Annotated in this window: 16 protein-coding genes; 6 read left to right on the forward strand and 10 right to left on the reverse strand. The window is 73.6% G+C overall.

All coding sequences use genetic code 11. The features are described from left to right. Positions 1–9: 9 nt before the first annotated feature. Positions 10–810, reverse strand: a complete 801-nt coding sequence (locus tag ACQ0O7_RS24720; protein ID WP_430784710.1) for an alpha/beta fold hydrolase — start codon at positions 808–810, stop codon at positions 10–12. 53 nt (positions 811–863) lie between these two features. Between ACQ0O7_RS24720 and ACQ0O7_RS24725 the strand changes: the two genes are divergently transcribed. From ACQ0O7_RS24725 to ACQ0O7_RS24735, 3 genes are all read left to right on the forward strand, one after another. Continuing rightward, positions 864–1,211, forward strand: coding sequence for a hypothetical protein (locus ACQ0O7_RS24725; RefSeq protein WP_430784712.1), 348 nt, complete (start codon positions 864–866; stop codon positions 1,209–1,211). 224 nt (positions 1,212–1,435) lie between these two features. Further along, positions 1,436–3,715 (forward strand): putative bifunctional diguanylate cyclase/phosphodiesterase, encoded by a 2,280-nt coding sequence (locus tag ACQ0O7_RS24730; protein WP_430784714.1) that lies wholly within the window; start codon positions 1,436–1,438, stop codon positions 3,713–3,715. A 29-nt stretch (positions 3,716–3,744) separates the two neighbouring features. Next, positions 3,745–5,538 carry a thiamine pyrophosphate-requiring protein gene (locus ACQ0O7_RS24735; RefSeq protein WP_430784716.1) on the forward strand — a complete coding sequence of 598 codons (1,794 nt, stop codon included), beginning with the start codon at positions 3,745–3,747 and terminating at the stop codon, positions 5,536–5,538. Here ACQ0O7_RS24735 and ACQ0O7_RS24740 read toward each other — a convergent pair. Continuing rightward, a complete protein-coding gene (locus tag ACQ0O7_RS24740; RefSeq protein ID WP_430784718.1) occupies positions 5,520–6,707 on the reverse strand; it encodes a hypothetical protein in 1,188 nt (395 codons plus the stop codon). The two genes, ACQ0O7_RS24735 and ACQ0O7_RS24740, sit on opposite strands and share 19 nt — an antisense overlap. A gap of 191 nt (positions 6,708–6,898) precedes the next feature. On the opposite strand from ACQ0O7_RS24740, the gene ACQ0O7_RS24745 reads away from it, so the two are divergent. Together ACQ0O7_RS24745 and ACQ0O7_RS24750 are read left to right on the forward strand one after the other, a co-directional pair. Then, positions 6,899–7,909, forward strand: a complete 1,011-nt coding sequence (locus ACQ0O7_RS24745) for a hypothetical protein (RefSeq protein WP_430784720.1) — start codon at positions 6,899–6,901, stop codon at positions 7,907–7,909. 132 nt (positions 7,910–8,041) lie between these two features. Then, entirely contained in the window at positions 8,042–8,740 is a 699-nt protein-coding gene (locus ACQ0O7_RS24750) for a Crp/Fnr family transcriptional regulator (protein ID WP_430784722.1), read from the forward strand. Positions 8,741–8,798: 58 nt separating this feature from the next. Here the strand turns inward: ACQ0O7_RS24750 and ACQ0O7_RS24755 are convergent, their stop codons facing one another. From ACQ0O7_RS24755 to ACQ0O7_RS24765, 3 genes are read right to left on the reverse strand one after another with little or no spacing between them, the layout of a single operon-like run. Beyond that, entirely contained in the window at positions 8,799–10,655 is a 1,857-nt protein-coding gene (locus ACQ0O7_RS24755; protein WP_430784724.1) for a caspase family protein, read from the reverse strand. Continuing rightward, positions 10,652–11,908, reverse strand: a complete 1,257-nt coding sequence (locus tag ACQ0O7_RS24760) for a hypothetical protein (protein WP_430784726.1) — start codon at positions 11,906–11,908, stop codon at positions 10,652–10,654. The genes ACQ0O7_RS24755 and ACQ0O7_RS24760 overlap by 4 nt, the downstream gene beginning before the upstream one ends. Continuing rightward, positions 11,895–12,863, reverse strand: a complete 969-nt coding sequence (locus ACQ0O7_RS24765; protein ID WP_430784728.1) for a hypothetical protein — start codon at positions 12,861–12,863, stop codon at positions 11,895–11,897. The genes ACQ0O7_RS24760 and ACQ0O7_RS24765 overlap by 14 nt, the downstream gene beginning before the upstream one ends. Positions 12,864–13,140: 277 nt before the next feature. On the opposite strand from ACQ0O7_RS24765, the gene ACQ0O7_RS24770 reads away from it, so the two are divergent. Then, on the forward strand, positions 13,141–14,148 hold the full coding sequence (locus ACQ0O7_RS24770; protein ID WP_430784730.1) for a hypothetical protein: 1,008 nt from the start codon (positions 13,141–13,143) through the stop codon (positions 14,146–14,148). On the opposite strand, the gene ACQ0O7_RS24775 is transcribed toward ACQ0O7_RS24770, so the two are convergent. From ACQ0O7_RS24775 to ACQ0O7_RS24795, 5 genes are all read right to left on the reverse strand, one after another. Beyond that, positions 14,071–14,316: a hypothetical protein gene (locus tag ACQ0O7_RS24775; protein WP_430784732.1), complete on the reverse strand. Its 246-nt coding sequence runs from the start codon at positions 14,314–14,316 to the stop codon at positions 14,071–14,073. The two genes, ACQ0O7_RS24770 and ACQ0O7_RS24775, sit on opposite strands and share 78 nt — an antisense overlap. 85 nt (positions 14,317–14,401) lie before the next feature. Beyond that, positions 14,402–15,019, reverse strand: a complete 618-nt coding sequence (locus ACQ0O7_RS24780) for a hypothetical protein (RefSeq protein WP_430784734.1) — start codon at positions 15,017–15,019, stop codon at positions 14,402–14,404. A 248-nt stretch (positions 15,020–15,267) separates the two neighbouring features. Then, positions 15,268–16,254, reverse strand: coding sequence for a permease prefix domain 1-containing protein (locus ACQ0O7_RS24785; RefSeq protein WP_430784736.1), 987 nt, complete (start codon positions 16,252–16,254; stop codon positions 15,268–15,270). Between the two features lie 104 nt (positions 16,255–16,358). After that, positions 16,359–16,712: a PadR family transcriptional regulator gene (locus ACQ0O7_RS24790; protein WP_430784738.1), complete on the reverse strand. Its 354-nt coding sequence runs from the start codon at positions 16,710–16,712 to the stop codon at positions 16,359–16,361. A gap of 895 nt (positions 16,713–17,607) precedes the next feature. Further along, positions 17,608–17,867, reverse strand: a 260-nt coding sequence (locus tag ACQ0O7_RS24795) for a hypothetical protein (protein ID WP_430784740.1), incomplete at its 5' end; no start/stop codon positions are given.

Below are 17,867 nucleotides of genomic sequence, written 5' to 3' on the forward strand. Positions count from 1 at the left end.
GCGCCGGGCTCAGGGGCCGGTGGCGTCCAGGAAACCGCCGACCAGCTCGCGGAACAGCGCGGGCTGCTCGGTCCACGGCCGGTGCCCGGACTCCGTCATCACCGTCAGCCGGGTGTCCGGGTGGGCGGCGGCCACCGCCCGGGCCCCCGCGGTGCCGATCATCCCGTCCGAGGCGCCGGCCAGCACCAGGACCGGCGCCCGCACCGGTCCCGGGGTGGCCGGCCCGGCATAGAACGCCTCCCGGTACCAGGGGTGCGGGTTGACGTGCGCGGGCACGTACTCCCGCCGGTGTTCGGGTGTCCACCGGTGCCAGTGGAACGCCGCGGTCAGCGCCTGCGCGAACGGGCCCCGCGCGGCGGCGGCCGCCGGATACCAGGGTTCACCGGACCGGCGGCCCCGGATCTCCGCCAGCTCGTCCGGGTCGATGTCGCGCCCGGCCCGCCCGATCGGGGTGACCAGAATCAGCCGGCGCACCCGGGCGGGCCTGGTCACCGCGTACTCCTGGGCGGTCAGCGTCCCGGCCGAGTGGGCCAGCAGATCGATCGTCGCCAGCCCGAGATGCCGGCGCAGCGCCTCGACGTCCTCGGCCTGCGCGCGGAACGACACCGCCGCCGGATCGGCCGGGACCTCGGAACGGCCCCCGCCCCGGGCGTCGAGCCGGATCAGCCGCCGGGTCGCCGACAGACCGCCGAGATCACCCAGGTAGCGCACGTCCATGCCGGGGCCGCCGGGCAGCACGATCAGCGGTGGGCCGTCCCCGACCTGGTCGTAGTGCGGTCGTGGGCCGCCGGAAACGGACAGGTACGGCATCCGGCGATCCTGCCATGACGATTGAACCGCCGGGCACGGGGCAATCTTGGGGCGTGAACTGGCTCGAATTCGCCCTGAACCACGTCGAGGAGCCGTGCTCGCTGCGGGTGGAGGCGCCCGGCCGGCGCCCGGTTCCGATCGGCCCGTGTGTGATCGCACGGCATGACGCGGGCACCACGGTGCTGTGCCCACCGGACACGGTCGCGCCCCCGGGTTCCCGGATCACCCTGCCCGGCGGCGAGACGGCCGAGGTGGTGGCCGCCCTGCACATGGCCTCCCTGGGCACCCGGCTGCCGGCTCACCAACAGCTGGACGTGGTGGTCCGCCCCGCGACACCCGGCCCGTGCCGCCCGAGATCAACCCCGCGTGCCGACTTCCGGCGCGAATCGCGCCGGAAGTAACCACACGCCCCGCGCCCACGCTGGGCCGGGTCCGCGTGCCGCGTTGCGGTGCGGTGCGGACCGTGGGTGGCCACGCGTGCTAGTTTCGCGGTCAGCGTGCCGCGCTGTGGTGCGGACCGCGCCGGAACGCGGCACGCGGTGGAAGGGAGCCGGGGCCATCCGCTCAAGATCGGCTGGGCGGCTCCGATAGGTCGGAGGTGGGGGCCGGTTCTCTTCTCGCGGGGATGACGCGCCGCGAGCGAGCGGCGTGGTGGCTGCTGGCCGCCCTCCTCGCCGTCCAGACGGTGGTGTGCGTGCTCACCGATCTGGGTTCGGCGGTCGGCGGGACGATGTTCGCCGGGCTGCTCCACAACGTCTGTTACCTGCTGCCCGGCCTGATCACCGCGGCCCGTGCCCGCCGGTCCCCCCGCCCGGTCCGGCTGGCCTGGGGTTTCCTCGCCGCCGGGATGCTCTCCTACGGCGCGGGCAACGTGTACTGGTACGCCCTGGTCCGCCCGCTCGACCCGGAACCGCTGGTCACCCCGGCGGACGCGCTGTGGCTGGCGTTCTATCCGGCGTTCGCGATCGCCCTGGTGCTGTTCCTGCGGCACCGGCTGCCGGCGATGAGCGTGCCGGCCGGGCTGGACGGGATGATCGCCACGACCGCGGTGTCCGCGCTGGTGTCGATCCCGGTGCTGGCCGCGGTGGAACCGGCCGCGCACAGCACCGTGCTCGGGGTGATCGTCAACGCCGCCTACCCGCTCAGCGACATCGCGGTGACCGGCTGCCTGCTCGGTGCCTGGGCGTTGTGCGGCTGGCGGGCGGACCGGGCGACGGTGCTGCTGATCGGCGGGATGGGGCTGTTCGCGGCCTTGGACACGGCCAGCATGGTGATGCTCTGGCAGGGCCTGGATCCGGTGCCGTCGACGCTGGACGCGCTGTGGATCGCCGGGCTGGCACTGCTGGCGCTGGCCGCCGGCCAGCCGCTGACCGGGGCCCGGTCCGGGCGGCCGGACATCTGGCTGAGCACCGCGGTGCCGGCCGGTCTGGCGGTGGTCTGCCTGGGTGTGCTGATGTGGGCGGCGCTGACCGCGCACGACGTGGACCGGATCACGAGTGTGCTGGCGGCGACGGCGGTGACCGCGGCGATCGTGCGGATGCTGGCCAGTGTGCGTACCGCGGAGGCTCTGGGCGCCGCCCGGCGGCAGGCCCGGACCGACGAGCTGACCGGCCTGGCCAACCGCCGGTCGTTCATCGAACGGCTGGAATCGGAGCTGGCCGAGTCCGGGCCGGGCGCCCGGCTGGCCGTCGCGTACCTCGATCTGGACCGGTTCAAGGAGGTCAACGACAGCTTCGGCCACGACGTCGGGGACAGCCTGCTGCGGCTGGTCGGCGCCCGGCTGCGGGAGTCGCTCGGCGCCGGGGTGCTGCTGGCCCGGCTGGGCGGCGACGAGTTCGGGCTGGTCATGCCGGGGTCGGGCGGCCAGGACGCGGCCCGGATCGTGGCCGGGGTGCTGCGGACGCTGCGGGAGCCGTTCGTGCTGCCGGAGGTCGATCTGCACGTGGACGCCAGCATCGGCATCGCGGTGTACCCGGACGACGGCGCCGACCGGTCCACCCTGCTGCGCCGCGCCGACGTGGCGATGTACGCGGCGAAGAACGGCCACGGCGCCGGCCCGGTGTTCGCGACCGGCCTGGACGATCACGCGAAGGCCCGGCTCACCATGCTGGAGGAGTTGCGCACCGGCCTGGACCGGGACGAGCTGGTGCTGCACTACCAGCCGAAGGTGACGGTGGACGACGGCGCCCGGGTGGCCGGGATGGAGGCGCTGGTCCGCTGGCAGCATCCGGAGCGCGGGCTGATCTACCCGGATTCGTTCCTCTACACCGCGGAGAGCGCCGACCTGATGGGCCGGATCACCGCGGAGGTGCTGGAGCTGGCCTGCCGGCAGAGCCGGATCTGGCACGACCGGGGCCTGGTGGTGCCGGTGGCGGTCAACCTGTCGGTGTCGAACCTGCGGGACGAGTGTTTCCCGGACCAGGTGTCGGCGCTGCTGCTGCGGCACGGCCTGCCGATCACGGCGATCGAGCTGGAGGTGACCGAGAGTGTGCTGATGACCGACGCCGACACCGCGCTCACCCAGCTGGGCCGGCTGCGGGACATGGGCCTGCGGATCGCCGTCGACGACTACGGCACCGGGTACTCCAGCCTCGCCTATCTGCAGGTGCTGCCGGTCGACGACCTGAAACTGGACCGGAGTTTCGTGATGCGCTGCGGCACCGACCCGCGCAGTGCCGCGATCGTGCGGAGCACCGTCGGCCTGGCCCACTCCCTCGGCATGCGGATCGTCGCCGAGGGAGTGGAGGATCAGGAGATCTTCGAGCGGCTCCGGTCGTACGGCTGCGACCTGGCCCAGGGGTTCGGCATCGCCCGCCCGCAGCCGCCCGAGGCGATGACCGCCTGGCTGCTGGACCGCCTGGACCGCGCCGGTGTGGACCAGCCGGTTCCGGCCCATCCCGTTTGACCACCCCGAGCGCGGGCACGCAGCACCCCATGGAGCGGCGAACGGTTGCGGACGTGGTGGTGGAACGGCTCTCGGCGTGGGGCGTGGACCGGGTCTTCGGGTACTCCGGCGACGGCATCGACCCGGTGATCGGGGCGCTGCGCCGGGCCGGTGAGCCGGCCTTCGTGCAGGCCCGGCACGAGGAGACGGCCGCGTTCATGGCGGTCGGGCACGCCAAGTACACCGGCGGCACCGGCGTCTGCCTGTCCACCCAGGGGCCGGGCGCGGTGCACCTGCTCAACGGGCTCTACGACGCCCGGCTCGACTCGCAGCCGGTGGTCGCGGTGGTCGGCCAGCAGGTCACCAGCGTGCTGGGCAGCGCCTACCAGCAGGAGATCGACCTGGTCCGGCTCTTCGGCGACGTGTGCGCCCAGTTCGTGCAGTCCGCCGCCACCGCCGAGCAGGTGCCGATGCTGCTCGACCGGGCGTTCCGGACCGCGGTGGCGACCCGGAGCCCGACCTGCGTGATCCTGCCGCACGACGTGCAGGCCGCCCCGGCGCCGGACCCGTCGGCGCACGAGCACGGTGTCCTGGTGACCAGCCCGGGGCTGCGCCCGGCCCGGGTGATCCCCCGGGAGGAGGACCTGCGGGCCGCGGCCGATCTGCTCACCTCCGGCGAGCGGGTGGCGATCATGGTGGGGCAGGGGGCGTACGGCGCCCGCGCCGAGATCCGTGAGCTGGCCGAACGCCTCGGCGCCGGAGTGACCGCCTCACTGCTGGGCAAACCGGTGCTGGACGAGGGTCTGCCGTACCACACCGGGGTGATGGGGCATCTCGGCACGACGGCCAGCGAGGAGCTGATGCGGCACTGCGACACGCTGCTGCTGATCGGCACCAACGATCCGTGGACCGAGTTCTACCCGGCGCCGGGCCAGGCGCGGGCCGTGCAGATCGACGTCGACGGGCGGCGCCTCGGCATCCGCTACCCGGTCGAGGTGCCACTGCTCGGGGACGCCGCCGAGACGGTCCGCGCCCTGCTCGCCCTGATCCCGAAGCGTGCGCCGGGCGCCTGGGCGGACCGGGTGGCCGGGTCGGTCCGCCGGTGGCACGAGATCGCCGGGGCACGGGCCGCCGCGGCCGCCGAACCGGTCAACCCGCAGCACGTGGTCCGGTCGCTGTCCGAACGGCTGCCGGCCGGCGCGCGGGTGGCCGTGGACGTCGGCTCGGTCGTCTACTGGTACGCCCGGCACCTGCGCCTGCCGGAGACCGTGCCGGCCCACCTGTCCAGCACCCTCGCGTCGATGGGATGCGGGCTGCCGTACGGGCTGGCCGCCAAGCTCGCCGCCCCGGACCGGCCGGTCGTGGTGCTCACCGGGGACGGGGCCATGCAGATGACCGGGCTCGCCGAGCTGGTCACGGTGGCCGCCCGGTGGCGGGACTGGGCCGACCCGAGGTTCGTGATCTGCGTGCTGGACAACCGGGATCTGGCCGAGGTGAGCTGGGAGCAGCGCGAGACCGAGGGCGAGCCCCGTTTCCCCGCCTCCCAGGACCTGCCCGCGGTGCCCTACGCCGGGTACGCCGAACTCCTCGGCCTGCGCGGCATCCGGGTCACCGAGCCGGACGCGGCCGGCAAGGCATGGGACGAGGCGCTGGCCGCGGACCGGCCGGTGGTGATCGAGGCGGCGGTCGACCCGGCGGTCCCGCTGCTGCCGCCCGGCCGCTCCCACGAGCAGATCGCCGGCATGTACGCGGGACTGGCCGCCGAGACCGGTCCGCAGGCGCGGCGGGCCGAGGCGTACCTGCGCCGGGAACGCGCCGACGAGGGCTACGACGACCCCCGCTGACCGAACCGCCGGCCCAGCACCAGCCCGGTGAGCAGCAGCAACCCGACGGCGACCGCGATCCACCGCCACAGGCTGCCGCGCTGGGCCGACAGGTCCCGTTCCGCCGGGGCGCCGGCCAGCGCGAACCGTGGGGTCAGGCCGAGCGCGCCGGTCAGCACCGGGGACCAGGCTGAGGTCACCGTCGCGGACAGCCGCAGCGTGACCCGGTCCCGCACGATCCGGCGCGGGGCGAACGAGACCGGCCCGGGATCCCAGTCGACCCGCACCGGCAGGGTGATCTCCCGGCCCGGGGGCAGCTCGACCGGCCCGGCCGGCACACTCACCGACACGTCCGGGGTGTCCCCGGTCACCACCACGTCGGCCAGGGTCAGCGGCACGTGCGGCATCGGCGACTCCACCCGTACCGGCACGGTGGTCCGTCCCGGACCGGGCGCGGTGACCGGCCAGGAGACCCGGACCGGCAGGGTGATCTCCTCGGCCAGCAGGCCGCGGGCCTTGGCCAGGCGGGCCTCCGCGACCGGCCGGGCCAGCCGCGCGCTCAGCTCACCGGCGGCCGGCAGCACCGCCGCGGCCGGGAAGACCCTGGTCAGCTGGGCGGCGCCGGCCCGGCCGGACAGCGGCACCGCGTACGCCGCCAGCGACGTCTTGTCCAGGGCGGCGGCCTGCTCGGTGAGGGTGTCCCAGGCCTCCCCGCGGGCTTGCGGGAAGGCGCTGCCCGGCCCCGGCGCGTGTGGGCCACCGGTCAGCAGCACCACGGTGGCCAGCGGGGGAGCGCCGGGCCGGCCGAGCGCCCGGATCGCCGCGCGCAACGCCGCGCCGATGTCGGTGTGCGGGCCGCCCGCCGTGGCCGGCAGCCCGGTGCCGGCCGTCTCCGGTGTCCGGCCGACCTGCCGGGTGGTGGCCCGCGCCGTGCCGTCGAACGGGATCAGCGTGACGAAGTCGTCCGGGGACAGGGCGTCCAGATAGGCGGTCACGTTCCGGCGCACCGCGGGGTACCGGTCGCCGTCCACCGCACCGGACACGTCCACCAGCAGCACGTGGTCGGACGGCACGGTGTCGACGTTCAGGGCGGTGTAGATCTGATCCAGCGTCGGGGCCGGCGCCGCGTGCGCCGGTGCGGGCAGGAGGACGGCCGGCAGGACCAGCGCGAGAACGAACCTCGTATTCACGCCGGTATCTGACGGACGATCACCGGCCGATAGCCGGAATGGGTCGACTGTCCACCGGGACGCTCTCCGCCGATCATGCCGAATCGCTCCTCGGACGGTCCGGCCTGCGCCCGGCGTCTCCCCGGCGGAGGCCCGCCAAGAGCAAGCTTCAACCACCGAAGCCCGGCCACGGTACGTCGAAGGAGTCCCCGGTGGTCATCTCGCTCAGCCCGGTGGCGCGATCCGGTGGCCTGTCGCTGCTGCGTGACCTCGCCGCCGAAGGCCGGCTCGCCTCGGCGGCGGGCGGCCCGGAGCGCATCGGCCTGGTCGCCGCCGCCTACGAGCTGGTGTGGCCGATCGTGTTCACCCGGGTCACCTGCCGGTTCGAGCGGCAGCGCGGGCACACGGTCTGCGCCACCGGGGTCGGCAGCCTGGCCGACGAATGCCTGGACCGGTTCCACGACGACGTCGAGGCGGTCGTCGACGACCTGCTCAGCCACGCCCGGCAGCCGATCCGGCAGCTGGAGGCCTGGATCACCACCCGGCTCAACGCGGCCACCGTGAACGCCCACCGCCGCCGCCGCGGCGAGCGCGGCGCCCTGCAACGGCCCCGGCTGCCCGGCTGGCTGGCCACCGGGCTGGGCCGGGACCCGTGGCTGACCGCGCTCGCCACCGACATCCTGACCTGGGTCGGCACCACCGGCACGGCCGGCGAGCAGCTGTGGCCGGCCGACTCCTGGGCGCAGAAACGCGGCCTGGTCACCGGCGACTGGGCGGGCAGCGACCCGGCCACCGTCAGCCGCGAGATCGAACAGGTGCTGGCGGTGATGCGCGGGCGCCCGCGATGGTACGAGTCGTACGTGGAGCGCCCGCTCGGCGCCAAACGGCCGCCGATGGTCGCGATGGCCACCGACATCTACGGCGAGCCGCTGGTGCCGCCGCCACCGGCCGCCGCCGCGGACCGGGCCGACGCCGAGCTGTCCGATCTGGCCGGCGCCGCGGTCCGGGCGATCGCCGCCCGGGTCCGCCGCGGGGAGCCGCCGGAGACGGTGGTGGTGGAGGTGATCCGGACCATCTTCGGCGGGGCCTTCTCCGGGACCCTCGACCAGATGCCGCACGTGGTGGCCGACCCGCTGGACGGGATCATCGGCGGGCTCACCGAGCCGGCCCGGATCGACCGGATCGTGACGGCGGTCCTGGAGATGGTTGGGGAACGGGACTGATGAAGTGCTACCGGTGTGATTCCATGACCCGATCCGATCGCATCCCGGCCGTACCGAATCCGGATTTCTCCGAGTTCGGGCATTCCGGATCATCGATTGCGCTCTCCGCCTCCGGGACGGTCCAATGGGGACATGGTGCGTGCGGGTGAGCCGGCCTGGGCTCCGGGTTCCTTCCTGACCCTGCTCAGCGACGCCGAACGGGAGGAGCTGCTGGCACTCGGCACCACCCGCAAGGTGCCCGGCGGCCGGCACCTGCTCGTCGAGGGACGCCAGGACACCCAGGTCGAGGTGATCCGGCAGGGCCACGTCAAGGTGACCACCACGGTCGGCGGCACCTCCCGGCTGCTCGCCATCCGGCTGCCCGGCGACCTGGTCGGCGAGCACGGCGCGTTCACCGGCAACGGCCGCATCGCCACCGTCACCACCTGCGGCGACGTGGTCTCCACGGTGATCCGGCAGGCCGCCTTCCTGCGCTTCCTGAGCGTCCATCCGCAGGTGTCCGCCCAGCTCACCGTCGCGGTCAGCAGGCGGCTGCTGTGGGCCAACCGGCGGCGCACCGAGTTCACCGCGTTCCCGGTGCAGGTGCGGCTCGGCCGGGTGCTGCTCGACATCGCCACCAGCTGCGGCGAGGCGGTCGGCGACGGCCTGCTGATCCGGGTCGTGCTGAGCCAGACCGAGCTGGCGTCGCTGATCGGCGCCCGCGAGGACACCGTCCAGCGGGCGCTGCGCGACCTGCGCCGGGCCGGCCTGGTCAGGACCGGGTACCGCCGGATCACCGTGCTGGACGCGGCCGGACTGCGCGCCCTCACCGACAAGGCCGAGTGGATCTAGCCTCTGTGTGCCGAGCTGTGGCTCGAATCGAGCCACAGCTCGGCACACGAACGAGGACCTAGAGCGGGACCTCGGTACGGAACACCGCCTCGCCCGTGGTCCAGTCGTACCCGGTGGGCAGGTCGGCGTCGGTCAGGTCCCGGTGCGGGGCCGAGCCCGGGAACCCGCGCTCGGCTCCCGGCCGCCGGCCCAGCCGCGGCTGGTGGAACGGGCGGGCACTGAACTGCTGCTCGGCCACGACCAGCTTGAGCCGGTCCCGGGTGGACGCGCCCGGCTCGATCCGGGAGCCGGGCGGCAGGGACGCGGAGATCACGCGCCCGTCCAGGCAGTCCGCGGTGGCGCCGGGCGCGAGGAAATCCCCCGGGAACAGGTCCGAGTGCACCTGGAAGCGGGCGGTCAGGTCGAGCAGTACACACCAGAGCGCGAGACCACTGTGGTTGCGCAGCCGCATCCGCACCCGCGGCGGCTCCCACAGGTGCCCGCCCGGCCGGTAGCGGGCGACATACTCGCCCCGGTCGTCGGGGGCCAGCGCAAGCCCGGTCCCGGCGTCCACGATCTCGATGCCGACCGGCGCCCGCAGCCGGGACGTCTCGTTGGTCAGCTCCCAGGTCCGCCGCCAGCGGGCGATGTGCTCCAGGCAGACGACCGCCTCGGTGACCGCGTACCGGCCGCGGAGCTCCCGCTCCTCCAGCAGGTCACCGTGCTGGTCGGCGATCTCCAGCCGGCCGTGCGCCGCGGTCACCCACAGGCCGGGGACGCCGGTGCCGTCCGCGGGCATCGGCCGCAGCAGCGGCGAGGCGGCGATCGCCGTGCTCAGCGTGTCCCGCAGCCCGGGATCGGCCACGGTCAGCGCCACCGTGGCCGGCGGCAGCGGCACCGACGTCAGCACCACCCGGAACTGTTCGTCCCGGTCCGGCCACCACGGGGACACCGGCTCGACCAGGCTCTGCTCCGGCCGTACCGCGATGATCTCGGCCTCCCGCCCGGCGGCCTCGCCGTGCACGCCGACCCGGGCCCCGTCGCCCGGTGGCACGCCGTGCACCGCACCGGCGTCGATCGTCCAGCCCTCCCCGGTGTACCGCATCCGGATCCCGTCGCCGTCACGCCGGGCCGGACCGGCGCCCAGGAAGGTCTCGTCCAGCCGGGGCGAGTCCCGCGGCCGGGCCTGCGGGGACTGGAAGCTGTACCGGTCCACCTCGGTGCGCGCCGCGTCCAGCAGCGCCGCGTAGCTCGCCGCCGCCCCCAGCCGGCGCAGCGCCCGCAGCAGCGACCAGGTGAACACCCCGTGCCGGACCCGGCCGTCGACGAGCATCTCCCGCGCCGTCTCGAACGAGTGGCAGGCGGCCAGTTCCACCCACCCCATCGGCGGTACGGCCGCCGCCCGCTCGATCGTGCCGGGCAGGAACGAGCCCGGATCGCGCGCACCGGCCTCGCCCACCGCCCGGGTCAGCGCGGTCGGCGGCAGCCGGGGACCGCGGCTGGCCCCGTCGGAGTGGCAGCTGTCCAGCACCACCGTGACGTGCGGACCGCGCGCGGCCACCTCGTCGAGCAGCACCGCCAGCTCCTTGTCCCATAGATCCGGCACCCCACCGGCCCGGCTGTCCGCGCAGACCAGCGTCTGCACCCGCCGGGCCGGTTCCAGCCCGCCCACCCAGTCCGGGGCGTCCGCGTCCGAGCCGTGGCCGCTGAACCAGAACAGTGCGGTGTCGTGCCGCCCGGCCCGGCCCAGGTGCTCCCGGATCGCGGCGACGATCGCCGCCCGGGTGGCCCGGCCGTTCGTCAGGACCAGCGCGGACACGTGTTCCACGGTGGCGTTCAGATGGGCGGCGACCGCCTCCACGTCGTTGACACAGCCGCGCAGGCCGGGGACCGCCCGGTACTCGTCGATCCCGACGAGCAGGGCGAACACCGTCACCGCCGCACTCCGGGGCCGACGTGGATCCAGCCGCGCTCGACGAAGTCCTTCTCCGGCAGCTCCACGGTCATCTCCCGGAAGTCGGCCGCCACCGGCGGCTGCACGGCGTGCACGATCACATCCCGGTAGAGCACGTCCGGGACGCCCAGCGCGTACACCGCGGCCGGGTTGTCGCTGACCGCGGCCCGCAGCGGAGGGCTGTCCAGCAGCCGGTGCACGGCGATCGCCGCGGTGCCGACCCAGCCGTTCACGCTCTCCTTCACCAGGCCCCGGTGCAGCGCCACCCGCAGCCGCATCGACTCCTGGGGCGGGCGGTCCCGGTCCCGCTCGGCCAGCCGCTCACCCAGCTCCCGCAGCAGCGCCGGGATCACCGCGGCCTCGTCGATGCCGACCGGCAGCACGGTGAACTGGCCGTCGCCCTGCGGCTGCGGGCTGACCAGGCCGTCGCCGATCCCGGCCGCCCGGCGGGCCCGGCCCAGCACCTCCACCAGATCGTGCTGCAGCAGCTCGGTCTCGGCACTGCCGCGCCGGCTGTAGCCGACCACGTCGGCGGCCATGCACAACCGCACCGCCGCGCCGGCCGGGGTGGCGGCCGGGCGGACCGGCTCGGTGAACCCGGCCCCCTCGGACAGCTCGGCCGCCTGCCGGCCCCGGGCGCCGGACGTCTCCACCCGCACCGCCAGCCGCCCGGCCACCTCGGTGGCGGTGGCCGGGATCTCCAGCAGGGCGTGCATGGCATACGTCCGGGGCAGCACCAGACGGCCGCGCGGATCCTCGAACCCCCAGCCGAACGACGGGGTCTGCACACCCGTCGTCCACACCCGCGGCGAGTCCCGGCGCCCGGCCAGCCGGGCCAGCAGCCCGGGCCGGGCCGCCGCGGTGGCCAGCGCGGCCACCGGGGACGCCGGGCCGGACGGCAGCAGGCCGAACTCGTCACCGCCGGAGTCCACCCGGACCGCCCGGTGCCCGGCCCCGGTCAGGGTGACGGTGAACCGGGCGGCGGTGTAACGCCGGCCCGGATCCAGCGGATCCAGGTCGAAGGCGAACAGGGCGCCGACATGCCGGTGGGTGCCGGCCCCGGCGCGGGCCCGCAACGGGGCCGGCAGATCCGCCGCCGGCACCGGGTAGATCAGCGGGTGACCGCACCGGACGCCGCCGCTCCAGCCGCCGTCCGGGCCGCCGCGACCATCGGCCGGGGCCAGCACGTGATGACCGAGCACCTCGTCGCCGGTCAGCTCCTCATCGCTCCACATGCCCGGAACTGACGGACAGTCCGGTCCAGGCCACGCCGTAGCCGTAGCCCTCACGCAGCCCGTGGAACTCGCGGACCACCTCGCCCAGCGCGGACGGTTCGAGCACCTGCCGGCCGTCCGGGCGCTCACCCAGATCCGGGTACGGCACCTCGTCGATCAGCCACACCTCCTTGGGTGGCTCGGCCCCGAACCGGACCCGCACCATCCCCGACTCGCACGGGTCCAGCGGGACGATCGCGTAGTGCGACCAGGTCGGCTGGCCCGGCGGCAGCACCACCCGCAGCCACAGCTCGTGCTCGTCGCCGGGGAACATCCGCTCCGGCAGCTCCAGCACCACCTTCTGGCTGTTCCCGCCGTCCCGGTGCTCGACCGCCCGGATCCGCGCGCCGAACAGCACGTCCACCTCCGGCGGGCCGACCCCGGCCGGGGCCTCCGGCAGACCGATCCGGATGGTGATCTCGTCGATCTCCCGGGTGGCCGTGACCGTGCGCATCTCGTACAACTCGGGGGTCCCGGTGTCCAGCCGGAACAGTGCCCGCAGCGACGACACCCGCCAGCCCGAACCGGCCGCCGGGCCCTCGGCCGGCTCCGGAGCGTCGTCACCGGCCAGGGCCATCGCGGCGAGGGCGTCGTTCATCCGGCGCCGGGCGGTCCGCACCGACACCCGTTGCAGATCGGCCAGACGGCTCTCCCGGTCGGCGAGGGTGGCCAGCCGGAAATCCCGGTCCAGCCCGAACGCCAGCTGGGCCGCCCGCTGCAGATCGGGAGCGAGCCCGGCGGTCAGATCGGCGAGCATCGCGACCACCGCCGGCCGGATCCGGATCTCCTTCTCCCCGGCGGCCAGGCGGCAGCGGCGGCGGATCTCCGGGCCGATGTATCTGCCGAGGTCACGGCGGTCGACACCCCGCCCTCGGCGGAGCTTCTTCAGCTCCTCGTACAGATCGGAGTCGGGCATCGGGGGATCCTCGTCCTACGTTCCGTCGCTATACAACAGACAGACCGTAGTGCATATTTGTGTCGGCCAGCACACCCGCGGTCCTCTCAACTCCGGAAAACTACGGATTGTCATCGTCGGGCTGGCCACCGTGGCGGCCAGAAACATGGCCACTGAGGGGCCGCAATCCGGAATTGGCACACGCCAGGATGGGTCGATGATCTGGGGGGATGGGGTTACTGAAAGTGACGATCAGGTGTCGTCACCCACTCATGGACGGTCCAACACCGGACCGGCGATGCGGCCACGGATCCCGCGCCAGCGGGACGGCGCGGTCGCCGACCGGTCCCGTCTGCGTCACCTGGCGGCGAGGGGGCTGCTCGGGGCGCTCAGTGCCGAGGAGCGGCGCGGTCTGCTCCCCGCCGCCTTCGAGGTGGCATACCCGATCGTGTACGACGTGATCACCCGCCGGGTCGCCCGCAACCGCGGCCACAACGCCTGCGGGCACGGCCTGCACTCGATGGAGGACACCTGCCTCGACGGCTTCCAGGACGATCTCGAAGCGGTCATCGACCACCTGATGGCCGCCACCACACCGATCAGCGATCTGGAGGGCTGGATCGCCCGGCGCGCCCAGAACGCCGCCATCGACGGCCACCGCCGGCGGCGCGGCGAACAGGGCGCCCAGCAGCGGCCGCGGATGACCCGGGCCCTCGCCGAGGGCCTCGGCGACCCGTGGCTGGAGGAGCTGGCGCTGAAGATCTTGACCTGGGTGGGCCTGCCCGCCGGGGTCGGCGCCACCGAATGGCCGGTGGACAGCTGGACCCGTGACCGGGCCGACTTCACCGGCGACCACCGGGGCAGCACACCCGCCCGGGTGCGGGCCGACGTGGACCGGGTGCTCGCGGTGATGCGGCGGCGCCCCGACTGGTTCGAGCGGAACATCGAGCGGCCACTCGGCCGCAAGACCGCGCCGGTCGGCGGCTCGCCCGGCGAGCGGGCCGGTGACCCCCGGCCGCTGCTCGCCACCGATCCGGCCCAGGTCGTCGAGACGCGGATCGCCGACCTGGCCGGCATCGCCGTCCTGGCCCTGCGCGACCGGCTGCGCCGCGGCGACGACCCCACGCTCACCGTCGTCGACGTGCTCACCACCCTCTTCCTGGGTGGCACCGGCGCCGACGAGATCGACCACGGTCCCGGGGGCGGCCCGGCCCCCGACGAGCGGGTGTCAGCCCTGCTCGCCGACCCCGCCGCCCTCTCCGTCCTGGTCCAGCACGTCCTGGGGATCGTGCGCGGCGCCGGGTGACATCCGCTCCAGCGCCCGGCGGCGGCCGGCGACGAACTCGCTGACCGCCGCCGCGTCGTGCCGTTCGAGAGCGCTGCGGCCGGCCTCCCGCAGCGCCTCCTCGAGAAGGGCGCGGATCCTCTCCTGCTGCCCCGGTGTGAGTTCCATCCGACCGGTTACCGCCCGCATGTCGTGATCATGGACATCATCATGGCCTCTTCCCGCCGAGTCTGGCTCACACACCGGTAACTGGCGGACAGCACAGCCCCCGTGATCAGCTGCGCGTCAGCGCCGGCACGTGCCGGACCTGCTGCTCGACCATCCGGGTGGCGAACTTCTGCACCTCGTGCATCCGGCCCTCCGGGCTGAAGTCCCGGCCCGGCTTGTGCTCGGCCACGTGCCGCTCGGCCCGCTCGATCAGCCGCAGCAGATCGGTCACCGCGCCCGGGTGCTCCCGGCACAGCATGATCGCGATCCGCAGCCGCCGCTCCGGGACGCCCACCAGATATTCCGGGAGGCCCGACTGCCAGGCCAGCGGGTGCACCAGGTAGCCGGCCGGCAGGTTGCCCGGCCCGCCCATCGGCGCCAGGATCTGCAGCGGGTCCACCCGCAGCGGCGGCGCCTGAACCCCGGTGTAGGCCAGCCCGCCCAGCGCCAGGACCGCCATCACCATGATGGCGAGGAACGGCTCACCGGTGCCCACCGCCAGGATGATCCCGAACGTCACCAGCACCATGCCGCCGGCCGCCAGGGTCGCGGAGCTGCCGGTGGTGTCACAGACCTCTCGCCGTGCCTCGTCGATGTACTTCCTGATCACGCTCTCCAGCAGCGGGTTGGACGGTTTCCACCGGTCCTCCCGCTCGGGAACCGCCAACTGGTCCACTCTGCTCATGGGGGATTCGTCCTTCCCGCTCGTCCGTGTGCGGTCTCCGGACCATCCGGCCCGGCATCCTGCCAGGCCTGTTCTCCGGTACTGCCGTCGTCGCGCTCGTCAGCCGTGCTTTCCAGCCGTGCTTCCGACTGTGCTTTCCAGCAGCGCTTTCTTCGGCAGTGCCGCGAGAATCGGCATCCCCCACCCCGAGCTGAGACCTTCGCCGGCCTGTTTCTCCGGCCCACTCGCCTCGCCCTGGCCCCCGTCTGTCAGGACAGCGGTGCGCTGTACTCCCGCCCGGAACCCGGCACCGGCGTCGCCAGCCCACGCCGGGCCCGCTCGGTCCGCAGCGCCGTCTCGAACACATCCCACAGCGCGGTGCCGACGATGCCGACGATGGTGACGACGGTCAGCCAGCGCAGCGGATCGGCGGTGCCCCAGTCCAGCGTCGCGACGAACTCCGGGTTGAACAGCCGCCCGGTCGCCGCCAGCCACACCAGCGGCCCGGCGAACAGCACCGCGAGCACCGCGTTCACAGCGGTCACCGGGTGCCCCCAGGCGCCCCGCCGGAACAGCCAGACCGCATACAGACCCTCAAGAATCAAAACCACGATTACGTACGGCCACCAGAACGCCCAGTTCGCCGGATCCAACACCGGCTCGACCGTGAACGCGAACTGCTGCGACACCAGGGCGACGATCAGCAGCACCGGCCACGACACGGCCACCGCGAGCTGCCCCGGAGTCATGAACCCCGGCTCGTACCGCGGCAGGTCGGCCGGCGTCCACGGCCGCCCGTGCAGCTCGTTGCGCCCGACCCCGCTCCGGTCCAGCAGTGCGAACGTCAGCGTGGTCCAGAACAGCAGATGCGCGCCCACGTTGAGAGCCGACCCGACGGCGGCCCCGACCACCTCCCCGAACGTCGCGCCCTGCAGCACCCGGATCGCCACCGAGACGACCACCGCGATCGGCAGAACCGTCGACACCATCAGCATCAGCAGCCGGCGCCAGATCGGGTAGAACTCCGGCCCGATCAGATAGCGGGGCCGCCCCGCGTACCCGTCCGCCAGCCGATCCGGATCCCCCAGCTCCAGCAGAGTCCCCTCGACGGCCGCCGCCCGCTCCTGTCCACCGTCGACCCGCGCGTCCACCGCGTCCTCGATGGAGGTGCGCAGCTCCCGCTCGATGTCGGAACGCTGCCCCTCCGGAACCCGCCGCAGCACGGTGTAGACATATCGGTCGATGATCGTCGTCATGACAGGGGTCCCCTCACTGGTCGTGCCGCCTGTGCCGCCTGTATTGCTTGTGCCGCTGGTGTCGGTTGTGCGGCTCGTATCGCTCGTGCCGTAGCCACCGGCCCTCACCCGGACCCGTCACTCACGTCGACCTCGCCCAGGTCACCGATCGCCTGGTCGAGCCGAGCCCACTCGCCACGGAGCGCACTGGCGATCGCGTCCCCCTGAGGCGTGGTCCGGTAGAACTTCCGTGGCCGGGCCTCATCGGTGTTCCACTCACTGGTCAGCAGCCCTTGCGTCTCCAGACGCCGCAGCAGCGGGTAGAGCGTGTTCGCCTCCACCTCGAACCCGGCCGCACTCAGGGTCTCCAGCAGCGAATACCCATACCCCGGCTCCCGCAGGACGGTGAGGCTGGCAACAACGACCGTCCCACGCCGCAGCTCCTGCAGATGCCCGGAGAGCGTCGCATCGATTGTCATGCCAGGAACAATACTGTGTCTCACACACCATCGCAACACAAACACTATTGTGACGCAGTCGCAGCCGCAGCCGTCGATCCTGGGCCGCATTCGGGCCGCACCGCCCTACCCGTGCGCGTCGGTCACCCGGCCGCACCGCCGCACCCGTGCGCGTCGGTCGTCGGGCTGCACCGCCGTACCCGTGCGCGTCGGTCGCCCGGCTGCACCGCCGTACCCGTGCGCGTCGGTCGCCCGGCTGCACCGCCGTACCCGTGCGCGTCGGTCGTCGGGCCGCACCGCCGTACCCGTGCGGGTGGGTCGCCGGGCACTGCCGCGGCGGCGACGATCAGTCATCGAGTCGCGCGCAGTTGTCAGCGATCGGTCTCGAGCGAACAAATTCTTGAAGGGCGTTCTCCGCAGCTATCGGATCGCTCGCGGTCAATTCGCCGAGCTGGCCCATTCGGCTGAAATATGGACGATTTGCCACCTTTTTCAGCCACTTCTCGGTCGCCTGATCGTTCGCGGTCAAGCCCTCGCGCGGGCGCCTCGCTCAGCAAGAGATCTTGGATGATTTACCACCGTTTCTGGTGGTAAATCCTCCAAGATCGGCCAGGATGGGGGTGGGCGGCGGACATTCGCGCGAGGAATTGACTCCGCGCTGGCCAGGTGGCCCATCAAAAGGATCATTTCGGTGAAAAGCGACCAAGATCCCGTTTGTTGATCAATCTCGCGCGTGATGATCGACTGGTGGCCGGGAACTCTGCGGAATGCTCTGAGCGGTCGCCGATTCGCCGGGGAGCGGTGCCGTGGCTGTGATCGACGGGCCGTAAAGCCTTCGCCGGAGGGATCCGCTGGGCGCGCGGAAGCGAACCAGAACGAACGTTCTTTCCAGCAAAGAATGCTCGCCGGAACCGCATCAGCCCACCAGAAAGAACGTTCTCCCCAGCGGCCAGCGGCCAGCGGCCAGCGGCCAGCGGCCAGCGGCCAGCGGCCAGCGCCCGGCGGCCAGCGGCCAGCGGCCAGCGCCCGGCGGCCAGCGCCCGGCGGCCAGCGCCCGGCGCCCGGCGGCCGGTGGCCCGGCGGCCAGTAGCCCGGCGGCCAGTGGCCCGGCGCCCGGCGGCCCGGCGGCCGGTGGCCCGGCGCCCGGCGGCCCGGCGGCCGGTGGCCCAGCGCCCG

It is taken from the genome of Actinoplanes sp. G11-F43 (assembly GCF_050589265.1).
Classification (GTDB): Bacteria; Actinomycetota; Actinomycetes; order Mycobacteriales; family Micromonosporaceae; genus Actinoplanes.

Bases quoted from the DNA above. Each gene is read 5' to 3' on its own strand.
- ACQ0O7_RS24720 (WP_430784710.1), bottom strand. From the start codon at position 810: ATGCCGTACCTGTCCGTTTCCGGCGGCCCACGACCGCACTACGACCAG.
- ACQ0O7_RS24730 (WP_430784714.1), top strand. From the start codon at position 1,436: ATGACGCGCCGCGAGCGAGCGGCGTGGTGGCTGCTGGCCGCCCTCCTC.
- ACQ0O7_RS24735 (WP_430784716.1), top strand. From the start codon at position 3,745: ATGGAGCGGCGAACGGTTGCGGACGTGGTGGTGGAACGGCTCTCGGCG.
- ACQ0O7_RS24750 (WP_430784722.1), top strand. From the start codon at position 8,042: ATGGTGCGTGCGGGTGAGCCGGCCTGGGCTCCGGGTTCCTTCCTGACC.
- ACQ0O7_RS24760 (WP_430784726.1), bottom strand. From the start codon at position 11,908: ATGTGGAGCGATGAGGAGCTGACCGGCGACGAGGTGCTCGGTCATCAC.
- ACQ0O7_RS24765 (WP_430784728.1), bottom strand. From the start codon at position 12,863: ATGCCCGACTCCGATCTGTACGAGGAGCTGAAGAAGCTCCGCCGAGGG.
- ACQ0O7_RS24770 (WP_430784730.1), top strand. From the start codon at position 13,141: ATGCGGCCACGGATCCCGCGCCAGCGGGACGGCGCGGTCGCCGACCGG.
- ACQ0O7_RS24775 (WP_430784732.1), bottom strand. From the start codon at position 14,316: ATGCGGGCGGTAACCGGTCGGATGGAACTCACACCGGGGCAGCAGGAG.
- ACQ0O7_RS24780 (WP_430784734.1), bottom strand. From the start codon at position 15,019: ATGAGCAGAGTGGACCAGTTGGCGGTTCCCGAGCGGGAGGACCGGTGG.
- ACQ0O7_RS24785 (WP_430784736.1), bottom strand. From the start codon at position 16,254: ATGACGACGATCATCGACCGATATGTCTACACCGTGCTGCGGCGGGTT.
- ACQ0O7_RS24790 (WP_430784738.1), bottom strand. From the start codon at position 16,712: ATGACAATCGATGCGACGCTCTCCGGGCATCTGCAGGAGCTGCGGCGT.